Source organism: Microcoleus sp. LAD1_D3 (genome assembly GCF_036702135.1).
Lineage (GTDB): Bacteria > Cyanobacteriota > Cyanobacteriia > Cyanobacteriales > Microcoleaceae > Microcoleus.
Map to the genome: position 1 here is coordinate 102,676 of NZ_JAUBSB010000001.1, position 20,374 is coordinate 123,049.

General features: G+C 46.4%; 18 protein-coding genes. 12 read left to right on the top strand and 6 right to left on the bottom strand.

All coding sequences use genetic code 11. The annotated features are described in order from the left end of the window. Positions 1-99 precede the first annotated feature (99 nt). Positions 100-934 (bottom strand): IS5 family transposase gene (locus QUA74_RS00335; protein ID WP_333323921.1). Its coding sequence is split into 2 segments (ribosomal slippage): positions 100-186 and positions 188-934, totalling 834 coding nucleotides; the frame shifts between segments, so codons are not numbered across the junction. Positions 935-995: 61 nt separating this feature from the next. On the opposite strand from QUA74_RS00335, the gene QUA74_RS00340 reads away from it, so the two are divergent. Then, a complete protein-coding gene (locus tag QUA74_RS00340) occupies positions 996-1,511 on the top strand; it encodes a calcium-binding protein (protein WP_333324149.1) in 516 nt (171 codons plus the stop codon). A gap of 87 nt (positions 1,512-1,598) precedes the next feature. Here QUA74_RS00340 and QUA74_RS00345 read toward each other — a convergent pair whose 3' ends face one another. Further along, entirely contained in the window at positions 1,599-2,501 is a 903-nt protein-coding gene (locus tag QUA74_RS00345; RefSeq protein ID WP_333323923.1) for a PEP-CTERM sorting domain-containing protein, read from the bottom strand. A gap of 336 nt (positions 2,502-2,837) precedes the next feature. Here QUA74_RS00345 and QUA74_RS00350 point away from each other — a divergent pair, with 336 nt between their 5' ends. Then, positions 2,838-2,960: a hypothetical protein gene (locus tag QUA74_RS00350; protein WP_333323925.1), complete on the top strand. Its 123-nt coding sequence runs from the start codon at positions 2,838-2,840 to the stop codon at positions 2,958-2,960. 205 nt (positions 2,961-3,165) lie between these two features. On the opposite strand, the gene QUA74_RS00355 is transcribed toward QUA74_RS00350, so the two are convergent. Then, positions 3,166-3,381, bottom strand: a complete 216-nt coding sequence (locus QUA74_RS00355; protein ID WP_333323927.1) for a hypothetical protein — start codon at positions 3,379-3,381, stop codon at positions 3,166-3,168. A 611-nt stretch (positions 3,382-3,992) separates the two neighbouring features. Here QUA74_RS00355 and QUA74_RS00360 point away from each other — a divergent pair. From QUA74_RS00360 to QUA74_RS00405, 9 genes are all read left to right on the top strand, one after another. Then, positions 3,993-5,876, top strand: a complete 1,884-nt coding sequence (locus QUA74_RS00360; protein WP_445302117.1) for a ferredoxin--nitrite reductase — start codon at positions 3,993-3,995, stop codon at positions 5,874-5,876. Positions 5,877-5,967: 91 nt separating this feature from the next. Then, positions 5,968-7,302, top strand: coding sequence for a CmpA/NrtA family ABC transporter substrate-binding protein (locus QUA74_RS00370; RefSeq protein WP_333323929.1), 1,335 nt, complete (start codon positions 5,968-5,970; stop codon positions 7,300-7,302). A 153-nt stretch (positions 7,303-7,455) separates the two neighbouring features. Then, entirely contained in the window at positions 7,456-8,325 is an 870-nt protein-coding gene (gene ntrB / locus QUA74_RS00375) for a nitrate ABC transporter permease (RefSeq protein ID WP_006632842.1), read from the top strand. A 148-nt stretch (positions 8,326-8,473) separates the two neighbouring features. Further along, on the top strand, positions 8,474-10,498 hold the full coding sequence (locus QUA74_RS00380) for a nitrate ABC transporter ATP-binding protein (protein WP_333323931.1): 2,025 nt from the start codon (positions 8,474-8,476) through the stop codon (positions 10,496-10,498). Between the two features lie 104 nt (positions 10,499-10,602). Continuing rightward, positions 10,603-12,207 carry a nitrate ABC transporter ATP-binding protein gene (locus tag QUA74_RS00385; RefSeq protein WP_333323933.1) on the top strand — a complete coding sequence of 535 codons (1,605 nt, stop codon included), beginning with the start codon at positions 10,603-10,605 and terminating at the stop codon, positions 12,205-12,207. Positions 12,208-12,581: 374 nt separating this feature from the next. After that, positions 12,582-14,789, top strand: a complete 2,208-nt coding sequence (locus QUA74_RS00390) for a nitrate reductase (protein ID WP_333323935.1) — start codon at positions 12,582-12,584, stop codon at positions 14,787-14,789. Positions 14,790-15,111: 322 nt separating this feature from the next. Continuing rightward, positions 15,112-15,387 (top strand): hypothetical protein, encoded by a 276-nt coding sequence (locus QUA74_RS00395; RefSeq protein WP_333323937.1) that lies wholly within the window; start codon positions 15,112-15,114, stop codon positions 15,385-15,387. 16 nt (positions 15,388-15,403) lie between these two features. Further along, the gene (locus QUA74_RS00400; RefSeq protein WP_332948676.1) at positions 15,404-15,715 is read left to right on the top strand and encodes an RNA recognition motif domain-containing protein; all 312 of its coding nucleotides are present in this window, start codon (positions 15,404-15,406) and stop codon (positions 15,713-15,715) included. A gap of 360 nt (positions 15,716-16,075) precedes the next feature. Continuing rightward, positions 16,076-16,534, top strand: coding sequence for a phosphate-starvation-inducible PsiE family protein (locus QUA74_RS00405; protein WP_333323939.1), 459 nt, complete (start codon positions 16,076-16,078; stop codon positions 16,532-16,534). 69 nt (positions 16,535-16,603) lie between these two features. On the opposite strand, the gene rimM is transcribed toward QUA74_RS00405, so the two are convergent. From rimM to QUA74_RS00420, 3 genes are all read right to left on the bottom strand, one after another. After that, positions 16,604-17,245, bottom strand: a complete 642-nt coding sequence (rimM, locus tag QUA74_RS00410; RefSeq protein ID WP_333323941.1) for a ribosome maturation factor RimM — start codon at positions 17,243-17,245, stop codon at positions 16,604-16,606. A 238-nt stretch (positions 17,246-17,483) separates the two neighbouring features. Further along, positions 17,484-18,116 (bottom strand): response regulator, encoded by a 633-nt coding sequence (locus QUA74_RS00415; protein ID WP_006632834.1) that lies wholly within the window; start codon positions 18,114-18,116, stop codon positions 17,484-17,486. Positions 18,117-18,261: 145 nt separating this feature from the next. Further along, entirely contained in the window at positions 18,262-19,536 is a 1,275-nt protein-coding gene (locus QUA74_RS00420; protein ID WP_333323943.1) for a molybdopterin-binding protein, read from the bottom strand. Positions 19,537-19,653: 117 nt separating this feature from the next. Here QUA74_RS00420 and QUA74_RS00425 point away from each other — a divergent pair, with 117 nt between their 5' ends. Continuing rightward, complete coding sequence (locus QUA74_RS00425) at positions 19,654-20,280, top strand: hypothetical protein (protein ID WP_333323945.1); 627 nt, start codon at positions 19,654-19,656, stop codon at positions 20,278-20,280. Positions 20,281-20,374 lie beyond the last annotated feature (94 nt).

Genomic DNA, 20,374 nt, shown 5'->3' on the forward strand with positions numbered 1-20,374 from the left:
CCCGTGCGTAAGTCCTCATGAATTTGGCATTACCACTAATTGGGATGTCTCAGACCTGCGATGTTACAATAGACCTCTTGCGAAAGTCTCAGGCGATGGCTAATTTGTCTTCAAAGAAAGTTCATAATTATAAATACCAGCGATCAAATTAAATCTTAATCCGAAGCGTCTTCTTCGATTACGATATCGGAAATGAAAGTATTCTAAATATATTTAAACTTCGATGGATATTTTCAATGATAATTCTGTCTTTTGCCAGTTGCCGATTGAAAAATTTTTCGGCTTGACTCAGTTTTTGGTTTTTGGTTTTTTTGAGCGGTGTTCTACTATTAGTATGAATCTTTTTGATTCCTTGATAACCTTTATCACCTAGCAATTCAACTTCTTGATTCATCCCTATCTTGCTTTTTTTAAACAAACTAAAATCATGCGTTTTCCCGTTACTAAAAGCTGTACATATTATTTCGGCAGTTTTTTGGTTGGCTAAAACTTGCGATTTTATTGTATGATATTTTTGCTTGCCACTATAATATTTTTTTTGCTTTTTTTGGGGACGCTCTATTTCATGCTCTGACACATCCAACGCTACAGTTTCTATCTCCTTGTTACTTTGATACAGAATCTTTTTGCCAGGTAAATTAAATAAACCTGAATTTATTAAAGCTTTCTCTGTTCTAATTACAATTCGATAAGCATTTGATTCATCAATACCCCATTTAATTCCTAAATGAAAAAAACTCGGATATTCTCGAAAATAGGATAATGTCATTAAGATTTGGTCTTCTGGGCACAATTTACTTGGTCTTCCAGATTTTTTTTGAAAAATTTTTTCCGCTTTGACTATTTTTACCATTTCTTTGAATGTTTCTTGATGTACTCCACAGTAGCGTTTAAAGTCTTTGGCGGTTGACTTTTGTAATTGTTCGTAATTCATATTATGGGAGCTAATTTTTTCTTTTATTTTACTAGAGCGCTCGCACTTTCGCAAGAGGTCTATTCTCGGTACAAATGACGACGATATCCTGAATGGCGGCAGCGGAAATGATGCTTTGATGGGCATGAGGGGCAATGATTACCTCGACGGTGCGATCGGAAATGACTCTCTTTTCGGAGGCAAAAATAGCGATAATTTGCTAGGAAGTAGCGGTGATGATGCTTTGTTTGCAGGTCGCGGTGCTGACATTTTGAATGGCGGTGATGGTAACGATATTCTGCTGGGAGGTAAGGGTGATGATTTGCTGACTAGCGGTTTAGGAAGTGATACTTTGACTGGAGGTGATGGTAATGATAAATTCTTGATTTCCACCAATTCTGGCATCGATACTATCTTGGATTTTGAGGATGGCAAAGATTTGCTAATACTCGCCAACAATCTCACTTTCTCTCAACTCTCAATTACTCAAGAAAACAGTTCAACTTTCATCCGTTTGTCAGCAACCGATGAAATTTTAGCCTCTCTCAATGGAATGTCTGCCAGCTCAATAAGTGCTGCCAATTTCAACCTAGCTTAGAGGAGTCGTAGATACAGCAGATTGCAGTTTATGAAGTGCAGGACACGGCATTGCCGTGTCCCTACGGGGAGCGATATAAAATCCATTTCAGCTACTCTTGTGCTGAATTTTGCGTTTCGCTGCACCAATACCTAGAATCCCAAATCCGGCTAAAGTACCGAAGATAGTAGCAGGTTCTGGTACTGGTTCAGCAGCTTCTTTTTCAAAAGAGCCTTGAATAGCGATCGCATCGTTAGCGCACTCGGCAAAAAAGTTAGCAATATAGTTCCCCGAAGGCATTGAGGATTTATTGAAACTGAATCCGATTGTTTGAGAACCTACTGCATAAAACTGAGCAAAATTAAGACCGAAGACGCTCAAAGTTGCTGGCGTTAAAAAATTGATTTCTCCTACTTTTGTACCAGTAGCTATTGAGTTGAGAACAGTCCAGTTTCCTGTTTGTTGAAAATAGGGGTCTGTAGCAGCTAAATCGCCCATTGATGGGGTTCCGCCTTGAGATGCAACTACCGTATTGAATTGATTTAAATTGCTAAAGCCAGAGTTAGTTTGAGTGACGCTTTTAGCGGTAACATTCGTGTAAACGCCTGTTGTCGCCACGCCGGAGTCATTTCCTTCGGCAAAGCGGATACCAAACAAGCTGCCGTTTGCGTTAGCTGTATTGAAGTTTTGACCGGAAAAATTGAAGAATAAATCGCCGTAGTTGATGTTGCCTCTTTGAGCTAGTGGGTCGGCATATCCTGCTAAACTTAGATTAGAATTGATGGCGATAAAAGCTGTATCTGATGTTTCTTTGATGGCGATGCCATAAAATTCAAATTCCCCGCCGCCGATTTGGGGTCCTGTCACGCCGTCGTTGAAGGAATCGATCGCATAATTCCACCCGTTAGATAGGGTGGCTGCTGTAGCTTTTTGTTGCGGTATTGCGAAAAGGGTACAGAAAATAGCCACTGAGTAAGTCCAGTGGATGCGGTTTTTAGCAATGGATTTCATAAAATGCTCCCTGGGAATCATTGTTAAATTGTCCAGTCTGATCGATCGACTATTCTTAATTTTGAGTAAATCATATATTGCGGCTGAATATATTAAAATATTGCTAAAGTTGGGTCGGGCAATTGCATCATGTTAAATAGATTGCTTAAAACACCCAACCAATGCCAGTAACTAAATATAGGACTTATGCAGAGTATATAGTGTGCCTGGGTCAGTCCTGTATAGGTAAAAATAATTTTCATAAATTGTCTTTCATCGCCAGCCCTGTTCAATCTACCTCTCCAATAATTATTGTGGAACAGGCATCCTGCCTTTTCAAGACAGGCTTTGCTTGAGATGTCTAATAATTATAATTACGTTGGTTGGGATGACTTCATGCCTCAAACTCCTCAAATGCCGATCGCGCACAACAACTTTACTAATATTACCATCAGCGTTCCACCCAACAAACTCTCATGAATCAGCACTTTTTCTGTAAGTGCCGCCCAAAGCGAGAATTGGAGAATCAAAAAAAATCATACGGCAATAGCGATCGCACGTTTTTAAAACATCCAATCAACTTCCTGCCCTACATCCGCTGCAGGCATCGTGGGTTCCTTCTAACTCGGCCGGTGGTTTCTGCACTCTTATGCGCTGCAGAAATCAATCAAATTTTTAAATGCTGTTAATATATCGCCGACAGTTCGTTGACAATCTTGACTCTTCCCTTAATCACAGAACGCAGCAGGCGGTTGATCGAATGTCTATATTCATCGTCGAGAGAGTCGTCCAAAACAGCGGCCATCAAGCCGTAGCGATCGGCTAAAGTCAAACAACCCGTATCCGTAACAGAGGCAAGCATTTCGGAAATAGCGCCGGGGATAAGTTGAACTAAAAACATGAGACGTTCCCTGAATTCGATGCTTATATCATCTCTCGTTCTCCGAAAATTAATAGTGATGCTGGCATAGCACATAATGTGATGTTTTGAGGCAAACTGTGTGACAGCGACCGCTCTAATGTTGTGACGATCTCGTTTTAAGTCTGCGATCGCAGTCACAAAATTAATCTTAGATATTCCAATACCCCCTCTTCCCTCCTAAATCTAAAGATTTAGAGAGATTTTTCGGTTTTGTGGGCGTCTTTACCCATTTCCCATGTATAAAACGCATCGGGCCTATGCGAAATATTCATAAAACTCAATCTTTTGTAAAAATAGCTACGAATATTTACAATCGTGGGCTTTACATTAGCTCATAACAAAGGTGCATGGAAACGCAGCGATCGACCGAATCATCGGTAGCAACTATAACCATAAATAGTTTGGCGACGTTCGAGCCAGCGCCCAGTCAAGCTCAAATGTACAGAAGACCAACCATGCTTAAAAGAAATTCCATCTAGTAACTAAATATACAGTTTTAAATCCATACAGTCACTAAGGTTAGCAGGAAACACACACTTTATGCTCCAAGTCAATACCTCCCCACACCAGCCAGCAGCGAGGGTAAACCGATGACCCAAACAGTAGAACCCAAAGCCCAAGCGAGCCTGAACAAGTTTGAAAAACTCAAAGCCGAAAAAGATGGCTTAGCATTAAAAGGCGAACTCGACCACTTCGCCGCCATCGGCTGGGAAGCAATGAACGAAACAGATCGCGAGCACCGCCTCAAATGGCTCGGCATCTTCTTTCGGCCAGTAACTCCCGGCAAATTCATGATGCGGCTGCGCTTGCCCAACGGCCTCATTACTAGCAATCAAACCAGAACGCTAGCAGAAATCGTCCAACGCTACGGCGACGAAGGCAGCGCCGACATCACCACCAGACAAAACCTGCAATTGCGCGGAATTCGCATCGAAGATGTACCCGACATCTTCCGCCGCCTCAAAGAAGCGGGCATGACCAGCATCCAGTCTGGCATGGACAACGTACGCAACATCACCGGTTCCCCAGTCGCGGGCTTGGACGCCGACGAACTGATTGATACGCGGGAACTAGCGAACCAAGTCCAAGACATGATTACCAACAGCGGCGAAGGCAACCCCGCGTTTTCAAATTTGCCGAGAAAGTTTAATATTGCGATCGCAGGCTGCCGCGACAACTCAGTCCACGCAGAAATCAACGACATCGCCTTCGTACCCGCTTACAAAGACGGCAACATCGGCTTTAACGTTTTAGTCGGCGGCTTCTTCTCCGCCAAACGCTGCGAAGCTGCAATTCCTCTCAACGCATGGGCAAGTCCCAGCGACGTTGTAGATTTGTGCAAAGCAATTTTAACTGTGTTTCGCGATCAAGGCCCGAGAGCAAACCGCCAAAAATCGCGGCTGATGTGGCTGATTGACGAACTCGGAATCGAACAATTCCGAACCGCAGTTGAACAAGAATTAGGTCGCACTTTGCCCGTCGCCGCGCTCAAAGATGAAATCATCTGGGAGAAACGCGACCACATCGGCATCTACCCCCAAAAACAATCAGGGCTCAACTATGTAGGGCTGCACGTTCCAGTCGGACGGCTGCAGGCATCGGATTTGTTCGATTTGGCCAGAATTGCCGAGGTTTACGGCAGCGGCGAGCTCAGGCTCACTGTCGAAGAAAACGTGATTATTCCCAACGTTCCCGACTCGCGGATTGAATCGCTGGTCAAAGAACCGCTGTTGCAGCGTTTTTCGATCGAGCCCGCACCCCTGATGCGAGCCTTGGTTTCCTGCACCGGCGCCAAGTTTTGCAACTTCGCCCTCATCGAAACCAAAAGCCGATCCGTGGCAATGATTGAGGAACTCGATGTCGAACTGTCACTTCCCAAACCTGTGAGAATTCACTGGACGGGTTGTCCCAATTCCTGTGGCCAACCCCAAGTAGCAGACATCGGTTTGATGGGAACAAAAGTTCGCAAGAACGGCAAAACCCTCGAAGGTGTAGACATTTACATGGGAGGCACAGTTGGCAAAGATGCTCATTTGGGTGCTTGCGTCCAAAAAGGCATTCCTTGCGAAGACCTCAAACCGCTGCTGCATCAACTGTTAGTCGAGCAGTTTGGGGCAGTTCCCAAAGAGATTACAGGGGATGTAGCTGTGCTGAACCGGCAACTGCAATTGACGGTTGAGGAGGGCGAAACGGCAGTCCCGGCAGCCAAACCTCAGACATCTACTGTCATTTTCGCTCGATCGGGCAAAGAAGTTGCTTGCAGCGAAGATGAGTACATTCTCGATGTTGCCGAACGGGCCGGAGTCGAACTTGACAGCAATTGCCGGTCGGGAAGCTGTGGCACTTGCAAGCAGCAACTCTTAGAAGGCAAAACAGTCTACGACAGCCAACCCGACGCGGCCGCCGACTTAGAACCAGGGTTCATTTTAACTTGCAGCGCGCGGGCGATCGGCAAAGTGTCGATCGACGCCTAATCTCATAATGTGAGATGCGATGCCAAGGTCGCGAATCAATCTCACATCTCACATTTCCACCATCTCAAAGTACAACAACAATTCAAGACAAATGAGCAACCTTTCTAGAAGAAAATTCATCATCACCGCTGGAGCAACAGCAGCCGGCACCCTCCTAGCCCACGGTTGCAGTTCCGGTTCCACCACATCTAACGGAAGTGCCACCCCCGCAGCCGGCGGCGCATCACCCACCGCCGCCCCAGCAGTCAACATCAACCCCGCCGACGCCCCAGAAGTTACCGCAGCCAAACTCGGATTCATCGCCCTCACCGACGCAGCACCCTTAATCATCGCCCAAGAAAAAGGGTTATTTGCCAAGTACGGCATGAAAGACGTACAAGTTACCAAACAAGCATCTTGGCCAGTTACTCGCGACAACTTAGAACTCGGTTCCGAAAAAGGCGGCATTGACGGTGCCCACATCTTATCCCCGATGCCTTACCAAATGACATTAGGCACTATTACCAAAGGCAATCAGCCAGTGCCGATGTACATTGTCGCCCGGTTAAATACTAACGGTCAGGCAATTTCCCTGAGCAAAAAATACCTAGATTTAAAAGTAGGTACAGACAGCGCACCTCTGAAAGCAGCTTTTGGTAATCAAAACGTTCCTATTGCTATGACCTTTCCCGGCGGCACCCACGACTTGTGGATACGCTACTGGCTAGCAGCCGGCGGTATTAATCCAGATACAGATGTTTCCGTGATTCCCATTCCGCCGCCCCAAATGGTAGCGAACATGAAATCTGGCAGCATGGAAGCCTTTTGCGTAGGCGAACCTTGGAATGCTCAGCTAGTTACTCAAAAGGTAGGATACACCGCCTTAGTAACTGGAGAAATGTGGAAAGATCATCCTGAAAAAGCTTTAGGTTTAAGAGGAGATTGGGTTGACAAAAACCCCAAAGCTGCAAAAGCAATTACAATGGCCGTACTGGAAGCCCAGCAGTGGTGCGACAAGCCCGAAAATCACGATGAAATGTGCCAAATCATCTCTCAAGATAAGTGGTTAAAAGTTCCAGTAGCAGATATTATCGGTCGCTCTAAAGCTCAAATTGACTACGGTACCGGCCGCATTGAAGCTGCCAGCCCTGTGGCGATGAAATTCTGGGCTGATAATGCTTCTTATCCCTACAAGAGTCACGATGCTTGGTTCTTAGCTGAAAATATTCGCTGGGGTTATATCCCGGCCACTACCGACATCAAAGCAACCGTTGATAAAGTTAACCGCGAAGATATTTGGAAAGCAGCAGCGACAACACTTGGCGTCCCCGCCGCCCAAATTCCTACTACCACTTCTCGCGGTGTCGAAACCTTCTTTGACGGTGTGAAGTTTGACCCAGAAAAACCAGAAGAATATCTGAAGACTCTGGCAATCAAAAAAGCATAATTAGTGGGTTGAGTGTTGACAGTTGACTGTTGAGAGTTGACCAATTTTTAAATTGAGTGGAGTTGGGTTTTCTAACTCAACCCACCCCAGACACGGTGAACACTTCAAAGTATCTACAAATAATCGATTATTCACAATACTGCAAAAAGAAAAATGGCAACAAACCTCGCTGTTACTAAAAGCAAAAATCCAGTAAATTTCGTTCTGGATCAGGTTCAAAAAAACCGCCGAAAAATCATCCGACCGCTGGTAGCAATTACAGTTCTGCTCATAATCTGGCAAATCCTCTGCAACAGTCCAGAGTCCAGCTTGCCGGGGCCAATCAAAGCCGTCCAAGAAAGCTGGAATCTGATTATTAATCCTTTCTTCGACAACGGCGGTACAGACAAAGGCTTGTTCTGGCAAATTTTGGCTAGCTTGCAGCGGGTGGCGATCGGCTTTACTTTGGCAGCAGTTCTCGGCATCAGTTTAGGAATCCTGATCGGCACAAACTCCCTAATGTTCGATGCTTTAGACCCGCTGTTTCAAGTATTCAGAACTATCCCGCCCCTGGCTTGGCTGCCGATCGCCCTGGCCGTATTTCAACAGTTCAATCCCTTTGAAGGCATGGGGGTGAAAGCTAACGAAGTTTCAGCACTTTTCGTAATCTTAATTACCGCCATTTGGCCGATTCTAATTAACACCACAGTAGGCGTTCAACAAATACCCCAAGACTACAGAAACGTCGCCCGCGTCTTGCGCCTTCCCAACCAAAAATACTTCTGGAAAATCCTGCTGCCTTCTTCAGTTCCTTACATCTTCACTGGCTTGAGAATTGGTATCGGTTTGTCTTGGCTGGCGATCGTAGCTGCGGAAATGTTAGTCGGCGGCGTCGGCATCGGCTTCTTCATCTGGGACGCTTACAACAGTTCTCGACTCAGTGCAGTGATTCTAGCAGTGCTTTATGTAGGAATCGTCGGTTTGATTTTAGACAGAATCGTTGGTTTCATTGCTTCCAAAGTTGTTCCCGAAGAACAGAAATAGGATTTGGGAATGGGAAATGGGGAATGGGGAATGGGTGATTAGTTATTAGGAAGCGGGAATAATTATATATGCCCAATGCCCAATGCCCAATGCCCAATTTCCCATTAATAATTAGCATCTAGAAATTACCAACTAACCTAAAATAGCCATGTCAGTATTTGTTGAAGTAGACCACGTTGACCGCGTATTTAACTTGCCCAATGGAGAGCAATACATCGCTCTTAAAAATATCGAACTGAAAATTAAAAAAGGAGAATTCATCACCTTAATCGGACACTCTGGCTGCGGCAAATCTACGCTGCTAAATATCATCGCCGGTCTCGACAAAGCAAGTCAGGGCGGGATTACTTTAGAAGGACGCGAAGTCCGCGATCCAGGCCCGGACAGAATGGTGGTGTTTCAAAATTATTCGCTGCTACCTTGGCTGACGGTGCGCGAAAATATTGCCCTAGCAGTAAATGAAATTTACAGCGGTAACTCTCAAGAAGATCGCGAGTTGGTGATCGAACACCACATTAAATTGGTCGGACTCGGACACGCCGCCGACAAACGCCCAGGCGAAATTTCTGGGGGGATGAAACAAAGAGTTGCGATCGCCCGCGCCCTGGCGATTCGCCCGAAATTGCTGCTGCTAGACGAACCCTTCGGAGCTCTCGATGCTTTAACTCGCGGCGGTTTGCAAGACCAGTTGATGAAAATTTGCGAAGAAAGTAAAGTCACCAGCGTGATGGTAACTCACGACGTAGATGAGGCTTTATTACTGAGCGATCGCATTGTGATGCTCACCAACGGCCCGGAAGCGCAAATCGGGCAAATCCTCGAAGTGAACATTCCCCGCCCCCGCAAGCGCATGGAAGTTGTCAACCATCCGAGTTACTACGCGCTGCGTAACGAAATGGTTTACTTCCTCAACCAGCAAAAGCGGGTAAAACAGCGCCGGGCCAAACAACAACCGCCTGTGATCGCCCGCAACGGCCTGGAAAAAATCAACCTCGACATCGGCTTTATTCCCCTCACCGACTGCGCCCCCTTAGTGGTAGCCAAAGAAAAAGGATTCTTCCAAGCCCACGGCTTGGAAGAAGTCACCCTCAGCCGCGAACCAGGCTGGAAAGCGATCGCCCAAGGAGTCGCCGAAGGACGGCTGGACGCGGCGCAAATGGTCGCAGGAATGCCGATCGCCATGCTGTTGGGCATGGACGGTCAAGCCCCTGTACCCGTCTGTAGCGCCCTCACGCTGTCCCGCAACGGCAATTCAATTGTTTTCAGCAAAGACCTTTACAAACAAGGCATTCGGACATTAGAGGATTTCAAAGCTGCGATCGCCAAGAGTCCCGATAAAGTTCACACCTTGGGCATGGTACACTCGGCCTCCATGCACAATCTGCTGTTCCGCTACTGGCTGGCCGCCGGCGGCATTGACCCCGACCTCGACGTGGGCTTGACCGTGATTCCGCCCCCGCAGATGGTATCGAATTTAAAAGCAGGAAACATTGACGGCTACTGCTCAGGCGACCCCTGGAACTCCCACGCAGTCAACAGTGGTACGGGTTTTGTCATGGCCCGTTCCCTCGATATTCTGCCCGGACACATCGAAAAAGTTCTCGGTGTTAGTGAAGATTGGGCTCAGAAATATCCTCAAACCCACCTCGCCCTCGTCAAAGCGCTTTTGGAAGCCTGCGACTACTGCGACGACCGCCGCAACCGCGAAGAAGTCCTAGCATTGATTAGCCAAGAACAATACATCGGCGCCGATCCGAAAGACATCCGTCCAGGGTTCATCGATCCGTACAACTCCGGTACGGAGGCAGAACCAGAAATGCTCTACAATTTCAACCAGTTCTCTGTTGACAAAACCAATTTTCCAGACCGCCTAGAAATGGTGTGGGTGATGGCGCAGATGGCTCGGTGGGGACTCATCCCGTTCCCGAAAAACTGGGTGGAAGTGGTCGATCGAGTTTTGCGGCCCGATGTTTTCGGTCAAGCCGTGCGTGAATTGGGCTTGCCGGATATTGCCAGAGATCGCCGGACGATCGAGCTATTTGACGGCACTGTGTTTAATCTCGACGACCCGATCGACTATCTTCACAATGTCAAAATCAAACGCGCCGTCCGCATTGAAGAAATCTTAATTGAACAAATAGGCAGTCAGTGTTCCATCAAACTGCCAGCTTAGCCAGCAAATAGGAAGAGGGAATGAGGAGCAAGAAATCAGGAAACAAGACTCCACATTTTCCGCTTCCTAAGTCCCTAATTTCAAATTCTCAATCCAAAGTTGTCATGTCTAATTCCTCAACCCAAAATCCAAATCCTGAAAATATGCAAACTCTAAAAACCCCGCAAACAACCACAGTTCAAACGCCCAAGCAAGACTTTCTTACTATTAAAGACGTATCGAAAGTCTACGAAACTCCTAAAGGCCCTTACGTCGTTCTCGACGGTGTAAACCTGACTATTAATGAAGGCGAATTTATTTGTTTGATCGGTCACTCTGGCTGCGGCAAATCAACTTTGCTGAATATGATCGCGGGATTCAACGGGCCGACAAACGGAGAAGTAGCCCTGGAAGGTTCGCAGATTACTGAACCAGGCCCCGATCGCATGGTGGTGTTTCAAAACTACTCGCTGCTACCGTGGCTGACTGCTACAGAAAATATTCACCTCGGCGTGGAAAATGTTTACCCGGAAAAGTCCGCAGACGAACACAATACCATCGTCAAGGAACACTTGGAATTAGTGGGACTCACCGAAGCTTGTAACAAAAGACCGGGCCAATTGTCCGGGGGGATGAAACAGCGGGTGGCGATCGCCAGAGCTCTGGCAACTCGCCCTAAACTGTTGATTTTGGACGAACCTTTCGGAGCTCTAGACCCGATTACCCGAGAAGAGTTGCAGGAAGAATTGCTGAAAATTTGGCGGAAGGAAAAAATTACCGTCATTATGATTACTCACGATATTGATGAGGCTTTGTTTTTGGCTGATCGCATCGTGATGATGACCAACGGGCCTGCTGCTTCCATCGGCGAAGATATGCACATTCCGTTCAGCCGTCCCCGCAACCGGGCGCGGATTATGGAAGACCCGAAATACTACGAACTGCGTAACTTTGCTTTAGAGTTCCTGTTTTCTCGCTACGCGCACCACGAAGAAGGTGAAGCCACGGACTCGGAGACAGAAGCTGTCGCGCTACCGATGCCATTACCTGCTAGCAAAAAGCCTGGGGTTGCTGACAGGTCGATCGCACCTGCACCTTTTGTGCATCATACTGCCGAAGCCCCAGAAGCCTCGTCGATCAAACGCGGCATCCTGGCAGCCTCGTGGTTCGTAGCAATGGTTACTTTAGCTGCCGTCAATATGTCGGTTGTTTCCAGCCAGCTAAAGCAAGCGAAAGTAGAAGAAACTGCACCGCAGGCGGCGACTGCGGCGGCGGTTGTGAGTTCTCCCCCCAGCCCGCAAATCCCAGTAAGTTCGATCGCACCGAATGCTAGTCCTGCACCCATCGCTGCTGCTGCAAGCCCTGCACCCATTGCTGCTGCTAACAGCGCCGTCGCGCCCATTGCAGCCACCACTGCCACATCAGAGATTTCTGACCAAGCCGAACTCGATGCGATCGGACAGAAGTTGTATGCACAAATCGACGAAAAGTGGCGTACAACTCCGACATTTACCGAAAGTTTGACTTATCGGGTCAAAGTCAAACAAAACGGCGATATCCTCCAGTTCGATCCCACAAATAAAGCAGCTAAAGATTTCGTCAAAGAAACTCCTCTGCCAGTTTTGCAAACTCCTGCAGATGCCAGCGCAGGTACTGAAAAAACTGCTGAATTTCAAGTAACTTTTAGCCCCACCAACGGCGGTGTGTTTCAAGTTAAAACAGAGAAGTAGGCGACATAATACTCCCGCACTAAATCTCGGATTGGTATTAACAACCAGGTCAAAAGTAGTACCTGGGCGCTATTTGAGTCATGCAAGAATTCTTCCTCGCTCCCCATAGTGGGGGTGACAAGATTTAGGGCTGGAGTACCTCTGTTTGAGAGGGATTTAGGAGCAGCGATCCACTGACTACAAACCAGATGGCTCGCGAGTTGTAGTAAGAGAGCGGTTAATTTGAAGTGAGGGTATTGTCCGTTGCTGTGAAGCATTTTTGCGGTAATTTAGTAATTATTAAAACGTTATTTGCAGGAACCCTCAGTTCCGACTATAATGATGAATTACCAATTACCCATTAGCTTTCAAAAATTAGCATCTAAAATCACCAGATGGAAACTATAAAAACTCTTTGCCCATACTGCGGTGTAGGTTGCGGTCTAGAAGTTGTTCCCGACAAAAAACAAAGTTGGAAAGTCCGGGGCGATCGCAATCACCCATCAAGTCAGGGCATGGTTTGTATTAAGGGAGCAACCGTAGCAGAGTCTATTCGGAGCGATCGGCTACTGTATCCGATGATGCGAGATACTCTCGACCAACCGTTCCGCCGCGCTAGCTGGGACGAAGCTCTCGATGCAATTGTTAATCGCATCCAAACAATTCGCAGCACCAGCGGCCCAGATGCTTTGTGCGTTTACGGTTCGGGTCAATTCGCAACAGAAGATTATTATATTGCCCAGAAACTAATGAAAGGTTGTCTGGGTACTAATAATTTTGATGCTAATTCTCGCTTGTGTATGTCTTCAGCAGTCTCTGGATACGTTCAAAGCTTTGGCTCGGACGGGCCGCCTTGCTGTTACGACGATTTAGAATTAACAGATTGCGCTTTTATTATTGGCAGCAATACAGCGGAATGCCATCCGATCGTATTTAATCGATTAGCAAAATACCACAAAAAGCATCCCAATGTCAAGATGATTGTGGTAGATCCAAGGCGAACTCCGACTGCTGAAGCGGCGGATTTGCACTTAGCAATTAAACCAGGTACGGATATAGATTTGCTTAACGGAATTGCCTATTTGCTGTTACGCAGGCAAGCAATAGATTCTGAGTTTATTCAAGAATGCACGGAGAATTTTTCAGCTTTTGCTGAGGTTATTAGCAGCTACACGCCGGAGTTTGTAGCCTCGCGCTGCGGCATTACTGTCAGCGAGTTAGAAACGGCGGCAAACTACTGGGAACAGTCGCAGCGCGTTTTGTCTCTGTGGTCGATGGGAATGAATCAGTCGTCGGAAGGCACCGCAAAGGTGCGATCGCTGATTAATTTGCACTTGATGACAGGTCAAATCGGCAAACCGGGAAGTGGCCCGTTTTCCCTCACCGGCCAGCCAAACGCCATGGGAGGGCGGGAAGCTGGAGGACTGTCTCATTTGCTCCCAGGCTACCGTTTTGTGAAAAATGCTGAACACAGAACCCAAGTCGAGGAGTTTTGGGGAATCGCACCGGGAAGTATTTCCCCGAATCCGGGCCGCACAGCTTGGGATATGATCACCGGTTTGGAAACTGGCGATGTCGAGTTGCTGTGGATTGCAGCTACTAATCCGGTGGTGAGTATGCCGGACTTGGAACGCACTAAAGCCGCTTTGCTGCGATCGCCCTTTACTATTTATCAAGAAGCTTACTATCCAACTGAAACCTCCGCCTACGCTCACATCCTGCTGCCGGCAACGCAGTGGAGCGAAAAAACCGGAGTAATGACGAATTCCGAACGCCGCGTTACCTTTTGTCCCGGTTTCGACACTCCCTCCGGGGAAGCCCGCGACGACTGGAGCATTTTCGCCGAGGTGGGACGGCGGTTGGGTTTTGCCGAACACTTTGCTTTCGAGAACAGTGCGGAGGTTTTTACAGAGTACGCGCAGTTGACGCGGGGCCAGCCTTGCGACATGACCGGCCTCAGCCACGAATACATCCGCCAAGAAGGGCCGCAGCAGTGGCCTTGCCGGGAAAACGAGCCTGTGCATCCAGCGAACGAAGCGAAACGGCTGTATACTGACAGGCGTTTTCACACTCCTGATGGGCGGGCGAGATTTTCGGCCTATCACTCCCGGGGACTGGCAGAACCTCCCGATCCGAATTATCCGTTTGTGTTGACGACAGGGAGAGTTTACGGACACTGGCACACGATGACGCGGACGGGTAGAACAGAAAAAATTAATCAATTGCACCCCGATCCGTTTTTGGAAATTCACCCCCGCGATGCTGCCAAATTGCAGATTAAGGAGGGTGATTTGCTGGAAGTTCGATCGCGCCGCGGCAAGGGGCAGTTTCCAGCAAAAGTCACAAAGGCGATCGCCCCAGGTACGCTATTTGTACCCATGCACTGGGGTGCTCTGTGGGCCGAAGGTGCTGAAGCCAATGCCATGACTCATGCTGCACGCTGTCCAGATTCCAAACAGCCTGAGTTAAAAGCTTGTGCGGTGCAGTTGGTGCTGGTTGGGGCAGAAACTGCGGCGGAAGTTGTCGCAGAAGTTGCAGCAGAAGTTGCCGCAGAAGTTGGGGAATTTAATTGGGTAAAATCCACCCTCGCCGTCACTTCTTGAACTGCCGTCCAACTATGGGATGTTACAACTCGCCGAAGAACGAGCGGGAAGCCCCGGGCGATCGACATCAGGATGAACGCGGTTGACGTTCGGCTCAAGACGCTCGGCGAGCGCCAGCAGTCGAAGGATTTGAGATTTACTCCACAGATGAATCTGGGATTTTGAACAAGAGTCTAAAATTTTGATCTCTCCACGACGAGTGTCGGGGGCTTGTATCCGTTTTTCGGGTAACAACCTTTTTCGATCAAGCAATTTTGAGTCCAGACGCAGCCTACACATAAATCTCAACTCCCCCAGCCCAAATCTAAAACCTAAAATCGTTATGCCCTTACGCACCCTACAAGCTGCGTTTCCCCGGCAGAGCCCGGAAACAAGGAAAATTAAATTTATTTATTCTGAGTTTTTCCTTCTTGATTGGGGGTTTTTGCTTCGGCTGAATGCCTTATGGCAAAAGGCTTCTGCTTTCTTTTTAATTAATCGAGTCAGACAATTGCCGTTTGCACCTCAAGGTGCTATAATCGTTTTACAAGGCTTTATTTTCGGCAGTGCAGTTCGTTCGATCGGCGTTCCTCCGGATTTAAATCTCTACACCCTCTGATTCTGGAGAATGTTCAATGTCAATCTATGTCGGCAATTTATCCTACGAAGTAACGCAGGAGCACCTCAACCAAACTTTTGGAGAGTACGGAACAGTAAAGCGCGTTCAGTTGCCTGCTGACCGGGAAACAGGTCGGATGCGGGGCTTCGCTTTTGTAGAAATGTCTACTGAAGCCGAAGAAGCCGCAGCCATTGAGGCTCTTGACGGTGCTGAGTGGATGGGTCGCGACCTCAAGGTCAATAAGGCAAAACCCCGTGAAGAACGTGGTTCTTCTAACAGCGGTAACTGGGGCAACAACGATCGCGGTGGCAATTCTCGTCGCTACTAAACCACCCAAGCTAAATTTTTAGCTATCTTGTATATTGCGTCGGAGCAAGCTGGGAGTCAACAATCATTCTTTGTTGAGAATAGATAGTTAGTTCAGTGGTTGTACCGCGCCTTAAAATCCTCAAAATATTGCTAGGCAATAGTTTGAGGCTTTTTTATGGCAAAAATTATTAATCAGGAGTTCGATCGCGTGCGATCGATTCCTAGTTGACACGAAAAACTATAAAATATAACAGGTAGAGAAAAGACCCTTGTCCAGCGCCAGGGTGGCGCCGCGAAACCAGGAAATCCCAGAGTTGGGCGCTTGCAAAGTGTACCGAACAATGACAGAATCATCAAGAAAGATGACTAAATCACTGGTATGCTGAAAAAAATATTTAGGCAAATTTCTAAGTTAGGGAATGAGGAAAATTTTCTGCATTTTACAGAAAGTGTAGAGGTAATAATATCGAAAATTTTATCACTGGCGATGATTTGGGTAATTCTCCTCAGCGTTTGCGATTTGCTGATTTTTTTAGCAAAAGAATTGGTAAACCACAGTGATAATTTGTTAAAAGACACGTTGTTTGTCATATTTGGGTTATTTTTAAATGTTTTAATTGCTCTGGAAATCTTGGAAAATATTACAGCTTATCTGAAAAAGCACGTAATTCAAGTAGAGCTAGTTATTGTAACTTCTTTGATAGCAGTATCTCGAAAAATCATCATTCTTGACCTGGAAAAAAAAACCGCAGCCGACTTGATTGGTTTGGCGACTGCAATTTTCGCGCTTTCCATCAGTTACTTGATAGTGCGAGTCACAAATAGAGGAAAGGATTAATATTGGGAATTGGGGATGGCGAATTGTTAATAACTAATATCATATCCGGTCGAGCGACCCGAAATGATATTATTCCAATAAACCAGGAGGAGGCACAATTTCAATTCTGCCTTGTTCTAAGTCAACAACTGGTACAATCTCTTCCACAAAAGGAATCAATATTTTTGTTGATTTAGGCTCTTTAACACGAATTTTCCGTGGTTTGCGGGTATTTCTAGGGTCAGCGTTGGCTTGGGGAGTTTCAGGCTGTTTTGGCTTTTCTAATTCTGCGACGACTGTTTCCGGCTGATCCCAGTTCGTTTCTACCTCTAAAAGGTCGTTACCTGCGGGAATAATATCACTTACCTTGCCTAAAATTTCCCCGGTTAACTGGTTAAAAACTTCCATACCGATCAAATCTTGGACGTAAAACTCATCCGATTCAAGGTAAGGTCGATCGGTCTTTTCAACAAACAACTTACAGCCCCGCAGCGCCTCAGCACTATCGCGGTCTTCCACACCCTCTACCTCTACAGCATACAGTCCTTTGCCCGGAATGTAGCGACCGCCCAAAAACTCGATCGGTTCCGGTTCACTTTTGTTAGGGCGCAAAATCCACCGCTTCCCCGGTTCGATAAATCTTTCTGGGAAATCCGAATCGGGATAGACTCGCACTTCCCCGTCCAAACCTTGAGCTGCTACAATTTTACCGATTTCTATCCACTCAGACATAGATTATATCACTCTAATTGCTAGTAATTGATAATTGGTAATTGGCAAGTGGGAATTGCTAATTGGTAATTGGTAACTAGGAATTGGTAACTAAGAATTATTCCCTGGAACCTCTTCTTAACCTCCGTTAAATCCCTTAAAAAATTAAACAATCCGTTACCAAACCTCCCTCTTAAATAAACATCCATCCGGTACATCCGTTAAATCCGTTAAACAATCCGTTGCCGAACTTCCTTCTTTACACCAATCCAGTTCTCAGCGCTACAACTGCTGCTTGCACGCGGTCATCCACTGCCAACTTATTCATAATACCGCGAACATGAGTTTTAATAGTATTTGGACTCAAGTAAAGCGCCGCTGCAATTTCGGGATTGCTGTTACCTTCCACCATTAATTTTAACACCTCCAATTCCCGCTGCGACAACTGACCAAAAGTAGTTGTAGAGGCAGGTATCGGGGGTTTGAGGTGTTCGATAACAGTCCGGGCAATTTGAGGGTCAAGATATGTAGCCCCCTCTGCTGCGGCTGCAATCGCTGCTAACAGCCTGTCTACGGAAGCACCTTTAATACAATAAGCATCAGCACCACTAGAAAGGGCAGCAATAATTTCAGTTTCTGCAGTGTGAGAAGTTAACATTACTACTCGAACTTCTGGCAGTTGTGCTTTAATTTGCTGCGTCGCTGCTATGCCGTCCAGCCGTGGCAAACCGATATCCATCACAATAATATCAGGTTTTAGTTTCAGTGCGGCTGCTACGCCTAAATAGCCGTCTTCTGCTTGTCCTACTATTTCTATTTCTGGGGAATCGGCTAAAACTTGCTCTAATCCCAGTTGCATCATCGGGTCATCTTCAACAATTAAAATTCTCATAATACGAAGGAAGTTCGGCAACGGATTGTGTAACGGATGTAACGGATGTCAGTCCGATGGAAGTCGGAAGAAGGAAGATTCCTTTGTTGTTAATATTTTACATGAAGTTATACCGAACCAATAACAAATAACCCATAACAAGTAACTAATGACTAACTTTTAAAACTTCCACGAATTCGCCCGGCCCAATCCAGGTTTCCGATGCGGGCAAAACTGCTAAACCAGTCGTATTGGCGAGGTTAATTAAATTCGCTGAATTTTGGCTGCCGCTAGCAGGTTCAAATTCCCACACTCCCGCCACTAAATGTAGTTTACCCCAAACATAAGTTTCGCGCCGACCAGGCGATCGCAATTCATCATTACACCTAGCTTTGACAAACTCCGGCCCCCAAGCATCCGCGCCAAGCCCAGAAATTTTTCTCAAAGCAGGCACAACAAACCGCCAACAGCAGACTAAAGCCGAAACCGGATTCCCCGGCAAACCAAAATAGAGACAATCCGAACTCAAACTCGGCGAATCCTGATTTTTTTCACCTCGTTTAAACGCAGCAACCGTTAAAGGTTTCCCCGGCTTAATCGCCACAGAACTAATGTGAATTTTTCCTCCTAAATCTGCCACAATTTTCTCTACATAATCGTAGTCTCCTACCGAGACGCCCCCCGTAGAAAGCACCACATCCGCAGTCGCAACAGCCCCGGATATCGCCTTATTTAAGGCATCTTCATTATCAGGAACAATCCCCAATCGAATCGGTTCAAATCCCATTTGGGACAACAAAACTGTCAAAGCATACTGATTCGAGTCTACCAGTTTCCCCGGCGCCAAAGGTTCGTTTGGCGATACCAATTCGTCACCAGTAGAAAAAATTGCCACCCGCAGCCGCCGATAAACGGGAACTTGAATGCACTGGGCTGTTGCTAACACCGCCATTTCTGCGGCATTGATAACTGTACCGGGAGTTAGCAAAGTTGTTCCTGCTTGATAAAAAGCGCCTTTGTGCCTGACAAATGCTTGCGGTTTTTCAGGAGAAACTAAGATAAAAATACGATCGCCCTCTCGCCTCGTTTCTTCCTGCATTACCACCGTATCAGCACCGGCAGGCATCACCCCACCCGTAAAAATTCGCGCTGCTTGCCCGGATTGGACGGTATTTTGAGGCTGATATCCGGCTGGAATTTCTTCAACGATATCAAGTGCGATCGGTTTTTCGGCGTTACAGTTTTCGACATCCGCAAACCGCACCGCGTACCCATCCATTGCCGAATTGTCCCAATAAGGAAAATCCAGGGAACCAATGACGGGTGCAGCCAAAATGCGCCCCGATGCTGCCAGCAAGTCTACAGTTTCTACATCCCACTGACTGTCGAGGGGTTGCGCCAAATTTAGAACGATCGATTCTGCTTCTTTCACTGACAGCATCACTGTCTCCTTGTTTTGATAACACTCCTGATTAAGTTTAGCAAAGTATCCAGAGATATTGGTGATATAATTTTTTTGTATTGGGGCAGTAAACCTACTTTTTGGTATTAATTGCTTATGACTATTTGTCGCTCTGTTGTTCGACTCAATTGTTTATCTTTCTTCTTGGTGGCGCTGCTGATAATTTCAACTCAACTTTCCGGCTTAAAAGTCAGCGATTTATTCTTTCAACCTTATTTTTCCCCCAATCCCAATGTCGCCTTGTTAACTCGAACTTTCCAAATTTTATGTTCTGTACCCGTCATTGTTTGTACTTTCACCTATGGATTAGCTAAAACTCTTCAACCGCGCCATGTAGAAAATAGATTTATTTTATTTTCCGCTCTTTTAACAGGGGGATTTCTGCTGAATCAAATTTACAGAATTCATATATATATGATAGCAGTAGGAATTCCCAAGCTAGGAGTAAGTCTTTTGTACGCCATTGTTTTGTTCTCCTACGGATGGTTTTTTAGGCGAGAACTACAGTTAACTCCCTACCAAATATTGTTAACTGGTTTGGGCTTGTTGTTTTTGGCTATCGGCGTGGATTCCCTGCATTTAAAAAACAAGATATTCTCCAGTTTACTAGAGGGAGTACCTAAACTGTTTAGCGAAATCAACATTGCATTTTATTATTGGTATGTCTGTAAGTGTTTACTGCACAAAGCTTTTTATAAAACTATTGATAGCTCGTTATTATAAGTAGGTGATATAATGATATCACAAGTTACGCCCAAAAAATACAATTCAAATCGTCCTTCCTCCATCAATAATATTTACAGCATCTGCATCGAGC